Genomic DNA, 13,426 nt, shown 5'->3' with positions numbered 1-13,426 from the left:
GGGCCCGCCCGGAAATCCAGTCGCGATGGCGGGGCCGTCGCTCATGTGGCCCTACTGCCACCAGGCCGAGCCGCGGGCTGGCTCGCGTTCAAGCCATCCGGTGTCGAGGTGTGCCGCGTCGTCATGCACGACATATTCCTGCTGGACCTCCAGCACCTCGAACCCGCCGATCCGGACCGCCGTCAGAAGGGCGTCGAGCCGGCCAGTGGCGGTACGTCGGCCGACCCCGTGGCAGCGCTGGGTGACAAACCTGTCTTCCCAGTCCTCGGTGTGGACCCGACGGGCGTTCCGTGACGGGCGGGCTCCGTGGTCCCGCACCGCCGACGTCAGCTCGCCCAGCACACGTTCGTCGCCGGGCGGCAGCCGGACCTTGACGTGATGCTCGAAGTACAGGCCAGCCCGGGCATGCTCGTCGAGCTCGGGAACGCCATCATTCCAGAGCGCCGCCTCGATCTTCGCCCGAAGCACCCGCAGCCCGGCAGCCTCAAGACCAGCGCGCCAGTGGGCCGCCAGCCGTTGGATCTCCGTCCACGTCCCGCTACCGAACACCGTCAGCATGGGCTGCGAGGGGGCCACCCCCTGGTCGAGTTCGATGTGGCTGAACTTGGCGCCATGCTGCTCGGCGAACCTCGCCAGCGCCACCGCCTTCCTCGCCGGGCAGGTCAGATGGACCTCGAAGTCGCCAGACCACACGTTCGAATCATCCCGCGTCCCCGCCGCACCCGGACCGGCGGGGATCCATCGTCGGGGCGCCCCAACCCGCCCACGATCAGGGCCTCAGCATCACCGTCGGCATCGAGGCGACCGACGTTGGGGCGAACGCGACAGCTTACTGACCCACGACCGAGGGACGATCCAGTTCCATCGGGGCGCCGGCCGGCGCGGAAATGCATTTGCCGGTTTTGCGTTCGCCGGTCACGATGAACGCCATGTTCCGGCACGACGCCTTCTGGCCCGCCTCGGTCGCGGGTGCCGTCGTGCTGCCTTTCTCGGCGCTGGTCGCCGTCGTGCTGCCCGGCGGCGCGCGACGCTGACCCTTCCCGGACCGTCCGGAGCCCCAGAGGGGAAGGGTCGGTAGGGCGCAGGGGCTCACGGGCATCGAGCACCGAGGAAAAACGATGGCCAAGCAGGCCTACGTCCGCACCAAGCCGCACCTCAACATAGGCACGATGGGTCACGTCGACCACGGGAAGACGACGCTCACCGCCGCGATCACCAAGGTTCTCGCCGACGGCGGCTCTGGCGCGTTCGTCCCGTTCGACTGGATCGACCGCGCTCCGGAGGAGATCTCGCGCGGTATCACCATCAACATCGCGCACGTCGAGTACGAGACCGCCAGTCGGCACTACGCCCACGTGGATATGCCGGGCCACGCCGACTACGTGAAGAATATGATCACGGGTGCGGCTCAGCTCGACGGCGCCATCTTGGTGGTGTCCGCGCTGGACGGCGTCATGCCGCAGACGGCCGAGCATGTGCTCCTGGCTCGGCACGTCGGGGTCCGGCACGTGGTGGTCGCGCTGAACAAGGCGGACGCGGCCGACCCGGAGATCGCCGACCTGGTGGAGCTGGAGATCCGCGAGCTGCTGGCGGCGCACGGCTACCCGGGTGACCAGGTTCCGGTGATCCGGGTGTCCGGCCTGCGCGCCCTGGCGGGAGACCCGGAGTGGATGGCCTCGATCCGGGTGCTGCTCGACGCCGTCGACAGCCACGTCCCGGTTCCCGACCGGTACACCACCGCGCCGTTCCTCCTTCCGGTCGAGAACGTCCTGACCATCACCGGCCGTGGGACGGTGGTGACCGGGGCCATCGAGCGGGGTACCGTCCGCGCGGGCGACCGGGTGGAGGTGCGGGGCCTCGGCACGCAGCTGGCGACAGTGGTCACCGGGCTGGAGACATTCGGCAAGCCGATGGAGTCCGCCCAGGCGGGGGACAACGTCGCGTTGCTGCTGCGCGGCGTGCACCGCGACCAGGTGCGGCGCGGCACCATCGTCGCGGCGCCGGGGACCGTGACGGTCCACCAGCGGTTCGTCGCGCGGGTTCACCTGCTCGCGGCGGCCGAGGGCGGCCGGCGCACCGCCGTCGCGTCCGGCTACCGACCGCAGTTCTACCTGCGGACCACGGACGTGGTCGGCGAGGTCGACCTCGGTGAGGGCGGCGTCGCGCTGCCGGGCGACACGGCCGAGATGACGGTGTGGCTCGGCAAGCCGGTACCGCTGGAGAGCGGGCTCGGCTTCGCCATCCGCGAGGGCGGCCGAACCGTCGGTGCCGGCACGGTCATCTCCGTCCTCGACTGACAAGGCGGCCCACGGCAACAGCCCGCGACAACCGAGTCCGCGACAACCCGTCCGGGTGGGTGCGTCCAGCCATCCGCCCACCCGGACGGCGCGCGCCAGCGCCCTCTTCGACGCGTCGCGGCGGCCGGCCTGCTGCCGGGCCTCCGGACCGCCGAGTTCGATCAGGAGGACGACTCGGCTCCCCCGCGAGGGAGATAAGATCATGAACGCGGTCATTCGCCTGTGGGACGAGGACTCGGCTGGACGTCATACGAGGAGGTCACCGGCGTGACTGATGATCGCGGGCCGGTCATCCCGCTGCCGAGCGGGCCAGACCACGGGTCCGGCCCGCTCGGCCGGGTCGCGGATGCGTTCCTGACGGCGCAGCAGGGCACCGACGCGCACCCCGAGATCGTGATGATCTACAACATCCTGGCGGACGCACCCGGCCAGGCCGGCTACGCCGTACTGCGCCTCGAGGACAAGATGTGGTCCCTCGCGCCGTCGGTGGCCGACACGTTCGACCTGCTCGTCCACCTGGCCACCAACGCCGAGCTATGGGAGCCCACGGAGGTCTGCCGGTCCGCCCGCCATCGCCCCGACGGCATCGCCATGACCTACCGCGCGCTGATGGTCGACACCTCGACTGACGCGGGCCGCGCCATCTTCGCCAACCACGAGGAGGGCTACTACCGCCACGGTGACGTCGCGGCCGCGCCCGCCGCCCGCTCCGTCTGCTTCGCCACGGCCGTCGATCGCGCCGGAGGGTCCGCGAGCCTGGTGAGGCTCGACGCTGGCGGACCGGTCGAGGACCTGCGCGGCGCGTTCGGCCTCCCCAAGGCCACACGGCTCAAGTCGACGGGCGTGACGGACACCGGCCTGGTCGACCTGCTCGCCGCGATGCACGCCCGATGGCGGCGGCTCCTGACCTAATGGGAGCGCTCGCCTGGCAACGGTCCGCTCACCTGGCAGCGGTCCGCGGCGACCGTCCCGTGGACGACGCCGCCCGTCGCCCTCCGCGTGCGCGGGGGTCAGCCGGGTCGGGCCACCGGCGCGACTGGGCACACCGAGGCGGACGCCGAGCGGCGCGACATCACACGAAGCCGAGGCCCTGAACGAGCAGGGCTTCTACGGTGCCGGCGAGCCGAGCACCCCCGAAACCGTGCCCACCAGTTTCCGCCGGTGGTGCGAGGACGTGTTCAGGCCGGCCGTCCTGGGATAGGACGTTCCGTGACGGGCGGGGCCGCGCGGCCGGTCGTGAGGCCGGCCGGCCGCGGGCTGGTGGCGCGTGCTCCGCGTGGACGACGGCCCCAGCCCGTCGGACGTGAAGAGAGACCATGGGCTTCTACGACGACCGGGTGCTGCCCCGGCTCATTGACGTCGTCCTCGGCCGGCCCGTGGAGGGCGTGCGGGCGCGGGTCGCCGCCAACCTGTCCGGGGAGGTTCTGGAAATCGGGTTCGGCTCGGGCCGCAACGTGCCCCACCTCCCGCCGGCGGTCGACCGCCTGATGGCGGTGGAGCCCGCGGCCGTGGGCCGCGGACTGGCCGCCAAGCGCATTGCCGAGGCGGCGGTACCCGTCGATTTCGTCGGTGACGACGGACAACGGCTCGCCCTGCCTGACGAATCCGTCGACAATGTGCTGGTCACCTGGACGCTGTGCACCATCCCCGACGTGGCGCGGGCACTGGCGGAGGTACGCCGGGTACTGCGGCCCGGCGGCAGCCTGCATTTCGTCGAGCACGGCCGTTCGCCCAACCCCCGCGTCGCCCGGCGGCAGGACAGGCTCGACCCGTACTGGGGAAAGATCGCCGGTGGCTGCCATCTCAACCGGCCCATCGCCGAGCTCGTCGAGAGGTCCGGCCTCACCCTGGCGACCGTCACGACCTACCGGCTGGGCTGGCCGGAGCTGACGACCTTCGCCTACGAGGGCGTCGCGTCGAAACGGGCGTAAGCAGGTCTGATCGCCGGTGAACCCGGCCGGCGGGCCGTACCGACGCTCACCGGATCAGTGTTCCCGGTGACAGGAAAAGGCGGGCGGGCGCCCGCGGCGGACAGACTCGACATCGTGGCGGCACGGAACGTAGTGGATCTTACGGATGCCGATCGTCGTATGTCTGCCCGGACCAGCCGGCGGCGTGTGCATGGGTAGCGGCGCGGCTCCGGTCCTGCTCACGGCGACGCGGTCGGGGACTGTCGAGTCCTGGCATCGTGGCTCGCTCGTCCTTCTCGGCGCCGACGGCGCGGTCGAGGTCGCTCTCGGCACCCCGGACCGGCCCGTCTTCGCCCGCTCCTGCCTCAAACCGCTGCAGGTGGCCGCCATGGTCGACGCCGGCTACCCGGGACGACACGAGCAGTTGGCCCTCGCGGCCGCCAGTCATGACGGCGAACCCGTGCACCGCCAGACGGTCCGAGCGATCCTCGCCGCGGCGGGCCTGGACGAGGAGGCGCTACGCTGCCCGCCGGCCTGGCCCGGCGACGAGGAGGCACGTCTCCAGTGGGTCAGGCAGGGCGGCGAGCCGGCGAGGATCTGCCACAACTGCTCCGGCAAGCACGCCGCGATGCTCGCGACGGGCCGCGCGGCCGGGTGGGACACGAGCACCTACCTACTGCCGGCGCATCCGCTGCAGGTTCTCATCCGGGAGACGGTCGCGCGGTACGCCGGGGAGCCGGTCGCCGCGACCGCGGTCGACGGTTGCGGCGCTCCCGCGCACGCGATCAGCCTGGTCGGGCTGGCGCGGTCCTTCGCCGCGCTGAGCCGGGCGGCGGACGGACCAGCCAGGCTCGTGACGTCGGCGATGCAGGACCATCCCCGTCATATCGGGGGAACCCGGCGGTCGATCACGCACCTCGTCGCCGACGTGCCGGGTCTGCTGGCCAAGGACGGCGCCGAGGCGGTGATCGCCGCCTCGCTGCCCGACGGGCGCTCGTTCGCGGCCAAGCTCGACGACGGCGCGGCGCGCGGGCTGGCGCCGCTGCTCGCCGCCGCGCTGAGCTACTGGGGTTTCGGGGCCAGGCCGTCCGTGCGACGGTGGCGCGCCGTCCCGGTCACCGGCGGCGGCGAGCAGGTCGGCGAGCTCGGCTGGTCGGCGGACCTGCGCGCCAGGGTCGGGCCCCGCGCCTCCCGCGGGTAGCCATCACGGTCATCGGAGACCCTGCCACGGCCCCGCCGTCCTCGACTCGGCGCGCCTCCGAGCGCGCGCGGGTCGGGTGACGGCGCGGGCGGGGTGACGGCGCCTTGGGCCGTCACACCGAGCTGACGTGTGCCGCCAGCAGCCGCCAGCCGTGCTCGTCGGTGTGCACCCAGGTCCGCGTATAGCGGACCCGCGCGGTGAAGGCCGAACCCTTCAGGACCCCGGCCAGGGTGCCCAGGAACCAGGTGACGCCCAGGCGTCCCTCGACCAGGACGGCGAGTTCCTCCTCGCTGACCTCGGTGAGGGCCTGCGCACCGGAACGCTGGATCTCGAGGTCGTCCTGCTTCGAGTAGAGGAGGCCGTCGGGACCGGTGAACACCAGCCGGTCGTCGAGCAACCGTTCCAGTTCGTCCGCGTCAGCCGCGAGCTGCGCGGCCTGCAGCCGACGCTCGGCCTCTCGCAGCTCGTCCGCGCGGCCGTCCTCCGCCATGGCCCAGCCTCCATCCTCCCGTCGCGACCGCCTGACGATATGCGCGGCCTGATCGAGGGCCGAACGCGCTTCACCCACCCGCAACAGGCAGTAACGAAGCCAATCGCTGGCGTGTAGTTCCCGCGGATTCGCCGAATTCCGTCAGAAGCGGGAAAGCCGCGGCGACTGGTGCCTGACTCTCGTCACTGCCAGGAGTCCGCTGTCACGGCTCCTCTGTCACGACTCACCGGCCCGGCCTGGACCCGCCGGCGGACCCGCGTGGCGCGCCGCCCGCGCGCAATCGCCCCGATGCGTACCGCCTGTGCGGGTTGAGCGCGGTTGGCGCCCGATACAGGTAGCGTAGTGCGACAAGTCACCAAGGAGTGCGCGATGGATCTCTTCGGGGGAGATCAAGGTGCGGCGGGTGGCTCCGGGCCGAAGCCGCCGTGGCGAATCTTCATCAGCCACACCAGCGAACTTACCCAGCACCCCGCGCGGCTGCCGTTCCTCGCGGCCGCGAAACGAGCGATCGTGGATTCGGGGCACGTCCCGGTCGACATGTCCGGTTTCGAGTCAGAGGACGTCGACCCGGCCGAGATGTGCCGGCGTCGGGTCGGTGACTGCGACATCTACCTGGGCCTCATCGGCTTCCGGTACGGCTCCCCCGTGCGCGGGCGCGACGACGTCTCCTATACGGAGCTGGAGTTCGACACCGCGACCGGGCTCGGCCGGGAACGCCTGGTGTTCCTTCTCGACGCCAAGCGCACCCTGGGCACCCATGAGTGGCTCGCCGACGTGCGGTACGGCGCCCGCCAGATCGCCTTCCGCACCCGGATCATGGACGAGGCGAACCTGGTCGTGACGTTGGTCGGGTCTCCCGAGGAGCTCGAAACCAAGATCACCCGGGCGCTCGTGAGCCTGCAGGAGCGCCGGGCGCGGGCCGAGCGCCAGGCGGCGGCCGTCCTGCCTCGCCCTCCCGCCCCGCCGCCGCGGTCACGCCCGGCGGTCGAGCACGTCGTGGACCGGCCCGAGCTCACCGGGCGGCTGATCACGGCGCTCACCTCGGACGACCCGGCGCCCGTGGCGGTACGCGGCGGCGGGGGGTTCGGGAAGTCGACGCTGGCCGCGGTGATCGCCGACCGGCCCGAGATCCTGGCCCGGTTTCCCGACGGGCACCTCTGGATCGACATCGGTCCCGACCTCGCCGGCGCCCGGCTCGCCGCGAAGATCAACGAATGCGCGACCGCGCTCGGGGCGGTCGGGCCCGGGCCGGCGGATCCCCAGCAGGCCGGCGCGCGCCTCGGTGACCTGCTCGGCGAGCGCCGGATCCTGCTGATCATCGACGACGTGTGGCGCGCGGAGCAGCTACGGCCGTTCCGGGAGGGCGGGCGGCACTGCCGCCGGCTGGTCACCACCCGGGATCGGGCCCTCCTGCCGATGGACTGCGTGCTGGTCGACGTCGACGTCATGGCGCCCGAGCAGGCGGCGCGGCTGCTCACCGACGCGGTACCGGAACTCGACGACGACCGCGCGGGGCCGCTGGCCCGGCGCTGCGGCTACTGGCCGGTGCTGCTGCGGCTGGTCGCCGGGCACCTGCACGGCATGCTGCTCGACGGCCGACCGCTCGCCGGGGCGCTCACCGAGGTCACCGAGGGCCTCGACGAGGAGGGCCTCGCGGCCTTCGACGACAGCACCCGCCGGGAGCGGGCGGTCGCGGCGACCGTCGAGGCGAGCCTGCGCCTGCTCGGCGAGATGGACGCGTTCGGGGACGGGGCGCTCGAACGCTTCGTGGACCTGGCCGCGTTCCCGAGGGGCGCGACGATCCCGCGGGATCTGCTGGGTGTGCTCTGGCGGCACACCGCCGGGTGGGGCCGGCTGCAGACCAGCCGGTTCTGCCTGCGGCTGACCGAGTTGTCGCTGGTCCTGGCCGTGCCGGGCGAGGACGGCGGGCTGCGACTGCACGACGTCATGCACGAGTACCTCCAGGGGCGGCTCGGCGCGCGGCTGCCCGAGGTGCACGCCCGGCTGCTCGCCGCGCGTGCCCGCGACCTGCCCGCCGAGGAAGGGCAGCCGGCATGGTGGCGGTTGCCGGAAAAGGAGCGGTACCTCTGGGAGCACCTGGCCGTGCACCTGGCCGAGGCCGGGGAGCACGACAGGCTCGCCGCGCTGGTCCAGGACCTGCGCTGGGTGGCCGCCAAGATCCGGACGGTGGGGCCCGCCAGCGTGGAGGCCGACCTGGCCCTGCTCGGCGCGCACCCGGTGGCGCTCGCGCTGGCCCGGCTCGTCCGGCAGACGGCGAACCTGCGGGACACCGGCGACCAGCCACAGGCCGTCGTCGCGACGCTCGCCGCCTACGCCGCCGGCATCGAGGTGCTCGCGCCGGCCGCGCGGCGCACGCTGCGCCGCCTGCCCGGCCCGGCGCTGCGGCCGGTCGTGCCGCCGTTGCCCGACCAGCCCGACCCGGCGCTGCTGCGGACCCTGACCGGGCCGATCGGCCACATCACCGGGCTGGCGGTGGCCGAGGACGAGTCGTGGCTCGCCGTGGGCGGAGGCGCGGACGCCGGCGACGGGGAGGGCACCGTGGTGATCTGGCACCTCCCCAACGGGGGAGACCGGGTCCTGAGGGCCGGCCACAGCGGTCCCGTCTCGGCGCTGGCCGCCTCCCGGGACGGGTCGTGGCTGGCGTCGGCCGACCGGGACGGGACGGTGCGGATCTGGGACGTCGAGACCGGCCGGCCGCGGCACACGCTGACCGGGCACAGCGGTCGGGTCGCGCAGCTGGTGGCCGGGCCGGACGGGTCATGGCTGGCCTCCGGGGGCGCGGGCGACGGCACCGTGCGCATCTGGGGCACGAAGGACGGCGCGGTCCGGCAGGTGCTGACCGGGACCGGTGCCTGGGTCTCCGCGATGGTGGTCGGGCCGGATGGCCGGTGGCTCGCCGTCGGCGCCGGCGACGGCTCGCTGCGGGTGTGGGACCTGGCCACCGGTGTGTGCGCCGCGTCGATGCAGGCGCATGCCGGCTGGGTGTCGGCGCTGGCGGTCGAGCCGGGCGGGTCCTGGCTCGCGTCCGGCGGCGGCGACGGCACCGTCCGGCTGTGGGATCCGGCCGCCCTGCTCGCGCAGGGATCCGGCCCGCCGCCGCCACCGCCGCCGCTGCCGGCGCGGCCCAGCGGCGCCGGCGGTCCCGCCGGCCCGGTGACGCTCGTCGCGGCCCCGGACGGCTCCTGGCTGGCCTCCGGCGGCGGCGACGGCCGGGTGCGGCTGTGGGATCCGGTCCGCGGGGTCGAGCGGCGGGTGCTCGCCGGGCACGCCGGCGACGTGACCGCGCTCGTCGTCGCGCCCGGCGGGTCGTGGCTGGCGTCCGCCGCCGGGGACGGGACGATCCAGGTCGCCGACCCGCGGGCCGTGAGCAACCGCGTGCTGGTGCCCGGGCACGCGCGGCCCGCGCACGCGCTGGTCGCCGCGCCGAGCGGGTCGTGGCTCGCGTCCGCCGGGGGCGACGGAACGGTACGGATGTGGGACCCGGCCGCGGTCGGCGCGGAACGGGCCGAGCCGGTGGGCCGGATCCGCGGCGTGAGCGCGCTCGAGGCGGCCGGTCCCGACGGCTGGCTGGCGGTCGGCGCGGGCGACGGGGTGCTGCGGCTGTGGGACGCCGGCGCCGGCGAGGAACGCGCGGCGCTCACCGGGCACCCGACCTCCGTGCGAGCGCTGGCCGCTCCGCCCGGTGGGCAGTGGCTCGCCTCGCTCGACGACGACAACGTGGCGCGGCTGTGGAGGCCGCGCGAGGGCACGCACACCGTGCTCGCGTCGGCCGGGCGGGCGGCGCCGGTCTCGGCGCTGCTCGCGGACCCGCGCGGATCGTGGCTGGCCACCGGTGGGCCGGACGCGGTGGTCCGGCTGTGGGACCCGGCCTCCGGCGCGCAACGCGCCGTGCTCACCGGACACGGCCAGGGGGTGCTGGCGCTGGCCGCGCCCGCCGACGGGTCGTGGCTCGCCTCGGCCGGCGGGGACGCGACCGTCCGCGTGTGGGACCCGGCGGGCGGGCCGGGTTCGGCACCGCTGCACGTCTTCGACGGCCACACCAGCCGGGTGCCGTGGCTCGCGGCGGCGCCGGACGGGTCCTGGCTCGCCTCGGCCGGCATCGACGGGACCATCCGGATCTGGGACGTCGCCGCGGGGGCCTGGCGCCTCGTCCTCGGCGGCGACCTTCACGACGTCTGGGCGCTGGCCGCGGCGCCGGACGGGTCCTGGCTCGCCTCGGGCGGGGCGGACGCCTGTGTGCGGATCTGGGACCCAGCCGGCGGAGTGGAACGGCATGTGCTGTCCGGGCACCGCGACGGCGTCGTCGCGCTCGCGGTCTCCCCTGACGGCGCCTGGATCGCGTCGGTGAGCAGCCGGGACCGCACCGCCCGGATCTGGTCCCCGGACGGGGCGGCTGCGACCATGATCCGGCTGGACGGGGCGCTGCACTGCTGCCGGTGGACCGGCCCCACCCGGCTGGCCGTCGGCGGCGCCCGCGGGCTGTACCTGTTCGACCTGGCGGGCTGATCCCGAGGGGAGGGAGACCGGTCGGTCTCGGGGCGATGCCCGCCGCGGTCGGGCCGACCGCCCGCTACCGCGACGCCGCCCGTACTTCGACGGCGCTGGTACTTCGATGGCGCTGGTACTTCGACGGCGCTAGGGGCGGGGCTGGCCGGTCTCCCCCGGCTCCCGTAGCGCCCGGTCGCGCGCCGCCGCCACGTCGGGCCGCCGCGCCGTCTGGGGTGACAGCCGCTCGACCATCTCCAGGTCACGCAGCGCCGCCGCGGCCGATCCGCTCTCGGCGTGCAGGATCCCGCGCAGCGCCAGCGCCTCGACGTTGCCGAGCTCGACAGCCAGGGCGCTGTTGAGCACGCCGATCGCGGCGTGGCGCAGGCCGGCCCTGGCGAGCGCCAGGGCGTGGTCGGTGCGCAGCTCGATGTCGCCGGGCAGCCGCGCCGAGGCGGAGGCGAGCTCGTCCACGGCGCCCGCGACCTGTCCCTGCAGCAACAGCAGCCGGCCCAGGGAGGCGAGCGCCCCGCCGCCCGCCGGCAGGTCCCCGAGCGCGTCGAACGCCGCCGCCGCGGTGCGGTACCGCTCGGCGGCCTCGTCCGGCCGGTTGCGTCCGGCCGAGATGTGCGCGAGCAGCGCCTCCACCTCCGCGCGGAACCGGCCGTCGCCCGGATCGGTGCTGAAGCGGACCGCCTCGGTGGCGTACTGCTCGGCCAGGGCCAGGTCTCCGTCGGCGAGCGCGCTCTCGGCGGTGCGCAGCAGCAGCGCGTTGCGGGAATGGGTCGGCTCCTCGTCGACGCCCGACCAGGACCGCGCGCCCGCGCGGATCGGCTCGATGAGCCGGTCGTGGAGCAGCTCGTACCAGCGGGACCCGGCCCGGTCGTCCGCCCTCAGCAGGAACAGCCGGGCCAGCTCGCGGGGGACCGAGTTCGCCATTCCGGCGGTCGAGCTGATCCCCTCGTAGACCGTGCTGCGGGTGCCCAGCTCGGTGATGAACTGGGCCTTCACCCATCGCCACAGCTCGGCGGCCGCCAGGCCGTGCCGCGCGGCCACCTCGGCGATCGCGCGCGAGCAGGCGTTGCCGAGCATGCGGTCGATGTCGGCGTGGTCCTGCAGGTGCTGGAAGGAGATCAGCTCCACGTCCTCCGGCAGGGCGTCCCACAGCGCGGCGCAGACCATCTGCAGGTGGCTGGGCTCGACCGTGTCGGTCTCGACGGTGCGGCGCTCCCCGAGCGTGTTGGTGAACGTGACGGTGCGCAGGTCCTGTACCAGCCGTTCGGCGACGCCCGCGGCGAAGGCGCGGCCGGTGCCGACGAGGGGGCCCGTCACCGCCGCGAGCGCGGCGTCGGGCCGCAGCGACAGCATCGGATATCGGCAGACGCCCGACGGCACGATGTCCTGCTCGTAGGGCAGCAGGCGGGCGAGGGCGTCCTCACGGATCGAGACGAGCAGCCGCAGCCGCGGCACCGCCGCCGTGGCCTCCCGCAGGTCCGCGATGAAGTCCTCCCGGTAGCCGATCCGGTGCGGCAGGTCCGAGAACAGCTCCTCGAACTGGTCGATCGCGCCGTAGAGCGGGACCGGGTCGCCGAAGCGGTCCCGCTGGTCCTCCAGGCCGCGCAGGAACGCGGTGATCGTCATGCCGGTGAGCTGGGCCGGGGACGTCGCCCGGGACCACGTCGACAGCAGCGAGTAGGTGTAGGGGTTCAGGTTCGGCATGCCGGCCGTCGGGAAGGCGGTGCCCTGCGAGACGCGGCCGAGCGGCAGCACCTCGGCGGCCTCGCCGACGAGCCGGGGCAGGATGCCCGCCCGCAGCAGCGACGTCTTGCCGACGCCGGACTGGCCGAACAGCACCACCAGCCGGTTCGACTCCCACAGCGCCCGGACGTTCTCGGTCTCCTGCTCGCGGCCGTGGAAGAGATGCCGGTCGTCGGCGTCGTAGGAACGCAGCCCGAGGTATGGGCGTACCGGCGGCATCAGGCCCACCCCAGTCGGGCGCCGAGCGCCGCGCAGAACTCAGCGAGGTCTCCCCAGAAGACCGCGATGTTCCAGCGCTGGAAGTAGCCCGTCAGATAGCGCTGCGCCTCCGCGACACGGTCCGGCTGGTCCGCGGGCCCCGGTGGGGAGAGCTGCAGGACGGCGCGCCGTCGCGGCTCCATCGCGGCGACCGTGCGCAGCAGTCCATGAAAAAGAAACCGGAACGTCCAGTCTTCGATGTCGTATCCGAGGAAGAGGAGAGGGCGGGTGGTGAGCGCCGGGCGAAGCTGTGTCGGTATCAACTGCCGGCCGTCGCCGCGGTCGGCCGCGAGACCGAGCAGGAACTCCAGGTGGTCCTCTTCTGTGACCACCATCGAGCGCGGGTGACGGGCGCTTCCATGGAGATGGTAGACGACCGGCTCGCGGGAGTTCGGGAACCGCAGCAGCGCTTCTTCCGCCGCGCGGGAACCGACCGCCTCCGCGCCGATATTCCACGGGCAGATGGCGGAACGTGGATTCTTTCCCCGCCGGCGGAGCGCCTGCGTGAGGAATCCGTCGTAGTTGGTGGTGAGATACACCGGCAGCGGCAGCCCGGCGAGCAGCGCGTGCGGCTCGGTCGGCACCTCGAAGTCCGGCGCGGGGACGGCCATGACCTCGTCGGCGACCTGCTGGCGGACGAACGCCGGCTCCCGCCGGTGGATCGGGTCGACCGGCCCGGCGCGCGCGTCGTCTCCCTCGGCCCTCGCGGCGCCGACCAGCCAGTCGAACCCGTCCAGCAGGCTCGGTGGCCCGGCACGGATGACTCCGCCCGGCCCGGCGGCACGCTCGTCACGCGGCATCGCGCCGGCCCCGAGCAGCGGCGTGCACGCCCCGTTCTTGAGCTGGTCGACGAGTCGGCTCCAGTCCTTGTCGTCCAACGATGGCCCCGCCGATCTCGCCCGTGGCCAGTAGCCGTGGCCATGCCCGTCGCCGCCTGTACGCCCGCGTCGACGACCGCGTCGGCCGAAGGCTCACCGCATTTCTGTATACCCGACGGCGGCCGATG

The 13,426-nt window shown here is 73.9% G+C and carries 9 protein-coding genes; 5 read left to right on the top strand and 4 right to left on the bottom strand.

What is annotated here, in order from left to right; translation table 11 throughout:
• Positions 1 to 51: 51 nt before the first annotated feature.
• Positions 52 to 693 (bottom strand): hypothetical protein, encoded by a 642-nt coding sequence (locus tag I6A81_RS18220; RefSeq protein ID WP_203000268.1) that lies wholly within the window; start codon positions 691 to 693, stop codon positions 52 to 54.
• Between the two features lie 425 nt (positions 694 to 1,118).
• Between I6A81_RS18220 and tuf the strand changes: the two genes are divergently transcribed.
• From tuf to I6A81_RS18200, 4 genes are all read left to right on the top strand, one after another.
• Positions 1,119 to 2,297 carry an elongation factor Tu gene (gene tuf / locus I6A81_RS18215; RefSeq protein ID WP_203000270.1) on the top strand — a complete coding sequence of 393 codons (1,179 nt, stop codon included), beginning with the start codon at positions 1,119 to 1,121 and terminating at the stop codon, positions 2,295 to 2,297.
• A gap of 267 nt (positions 2,298 to 2,564) precedes the next feature.
• On the top strand, positions 2,565 to 3,209 hold the full coding sequence (locus I6A81_RS18210; RefSeq protein ID WP_203000272.1) for a hypothetical protein: 645 nt from the start codon (positions 2,565 to 2,567) through the stop codon (positions 3,207 to 3,209).
• 404 nt (positions 3,210 to 3,613) lie between these two features.
• The gene (locus I6A81_RS18205; protein ID WP_203000274.1) at positions 3,614 to 4,228 is read left to right on the top strand and encodes a class I SAM-dependent methyltransferase; all 615 of its coding nucleotides are present in this window, start codon (positions 3,614 to 3,616) and stop codon (positions 4,226 to 4,228) included.
• A gap of 145 nt (positions 4,229 to 4,373) precedes the next feature.
• Complete coding sequence (locus tag I6A81_RS18200; RefSeq protein WP_203000276.1) at positions 4,374 to 5,408, top strand: asparaginase; 1,035 nt, start codon at positions 4,374 to 4,376, stop codon at positions 5,406 to 5,408.
• A 112-nt stretch (positions 5,409 to 5,520) separates the two neighbouring features.
• Here the strand turns inward: I6A81_RS18200 and I6A81_RS18195 are convergent, their stop codons facing one another.
• Positions 5,521 to 5,898 (bottom strand): nuclear transport factor 2 family protein, encoded by a 378-nt coding sequence (locus I6A81_RS18195; RefSeq protein WP_203000278.1) that lies wholly within the window; start codon positions 5,896 to 5,898, stop codon positions 5,521 to 5,523.
• Between the two features lie 369 nt (positions 5,899 to 6,267).
• On the opposite strand from I6A81_RS18195, the gene I6A81_RS18190 reads away from it, so the two are divergent.
• Positions 6,268 to 10,425, top strand: a complete 4,158-nt coding sequence (locus tag I6A81_RS18190) for an NB-ARC domain-containing protein (protein WP_203000280.1) — start codon at positions 6,268 to 6,270, stop codon at positions 10,423 to 10,425.
• Positions 10,426 to 10,554: 129 nt separating this feature from the next.
• On the opposite strand, the gene I6A81_RS18185 is transcribed toward I6A81_RS18190, so the two are convergent.
• Both I6A81_RS18185 and I6A81_RS18180 read right to left on the bottom strand, forming a co-directional pair.
• A complete protein-coding gene (locus tag I6A81_RS18185; RefSeq protein WP_203000281.1) occupies positions 10,555 to 12,381 on the bottom strand; it encodes an nSTAND1 domain-containing NTPase in 1,827 nt (608 codons plus the stop codon).
• Positions 12,381 to 13,298, bottom strand: coding sequence for an SIR2 family NAD-dependent protein deacylase (locus tag I6A81_RS18180; protein WP_203000282.1), 918 nt, complete (start codon positions 13,296 to 13,298; stop codon positions 12,381 to 12,383). The genes I6A81_RS18185 and I6A81_RS18180 overlap by 1 nt, the downstream gene beginning before the upstream one ends.
• Between the last annotated feature and the right edge of the window lie 128 nt (positions 13,299 to 13,426).

It is taken from the genome of Frankia nepalensis, from assembly GCF_016786325.1.
Taxonomy (GTDB): domain Bacteria; phylum Actinomycetota; class Actinomycetes; order Frankiales; family Frankiaceae; genus Pseudofrankia; species Pseudofrankia nepalensis.
This window is presented reverse-complemented; position numbering and strand designations above follow the sequence as displayed.

What these genes read in the sequence shown, in the direction of transcription:
- I6A81_RS18200 (WP_203000276.1), top strand. Translation starts at nt 4,374, where the DNA reads ATGCCGATCGTCGTATGTCTGCCCGGACCAGCCGGCGGCGTGTGCATG.
- tuf (WP_203000270.1), top strand. Translation starts at nt 1,119, where the DNA reads ATGGCCAAGCAGGCCTACGTCCGCACCAAGCCGCACCTCAACATAGGC.
- I6A81_RS18195 (WP_203000278.1), bottom strand. Translation starts at nt 5,898, where the DNA reads ATGGCGGAGGACGGCCGCGCGGACGAGCTGCGAGAGGCCGAGCGTCGG.
- I6A81_RS18185 (WP_203000281.1), bottom strand. Translation starts at nt 12,381, where the DNA reads ATGCCGCCGGTACGCCCATACCTCGGGCTGCGTTCCTACGACGCCGAC.
- I6A81_RS18190 (WP_203000280.1), top strand. Translation starts at nt 6,268, where the DNA reads ATGGATCTCTTCGGGGGAGATCAAGGTGCGGCGGGTGGCTCCGGGCCG.
- I6A81_RS18205 (WP_203000274.1), top strand. Translation starts at nt 3,614, where the DNA reads ATGGGCTTCTACGACGACCGGGTGCTGCCCCGGCTCATTGACGTCGTC.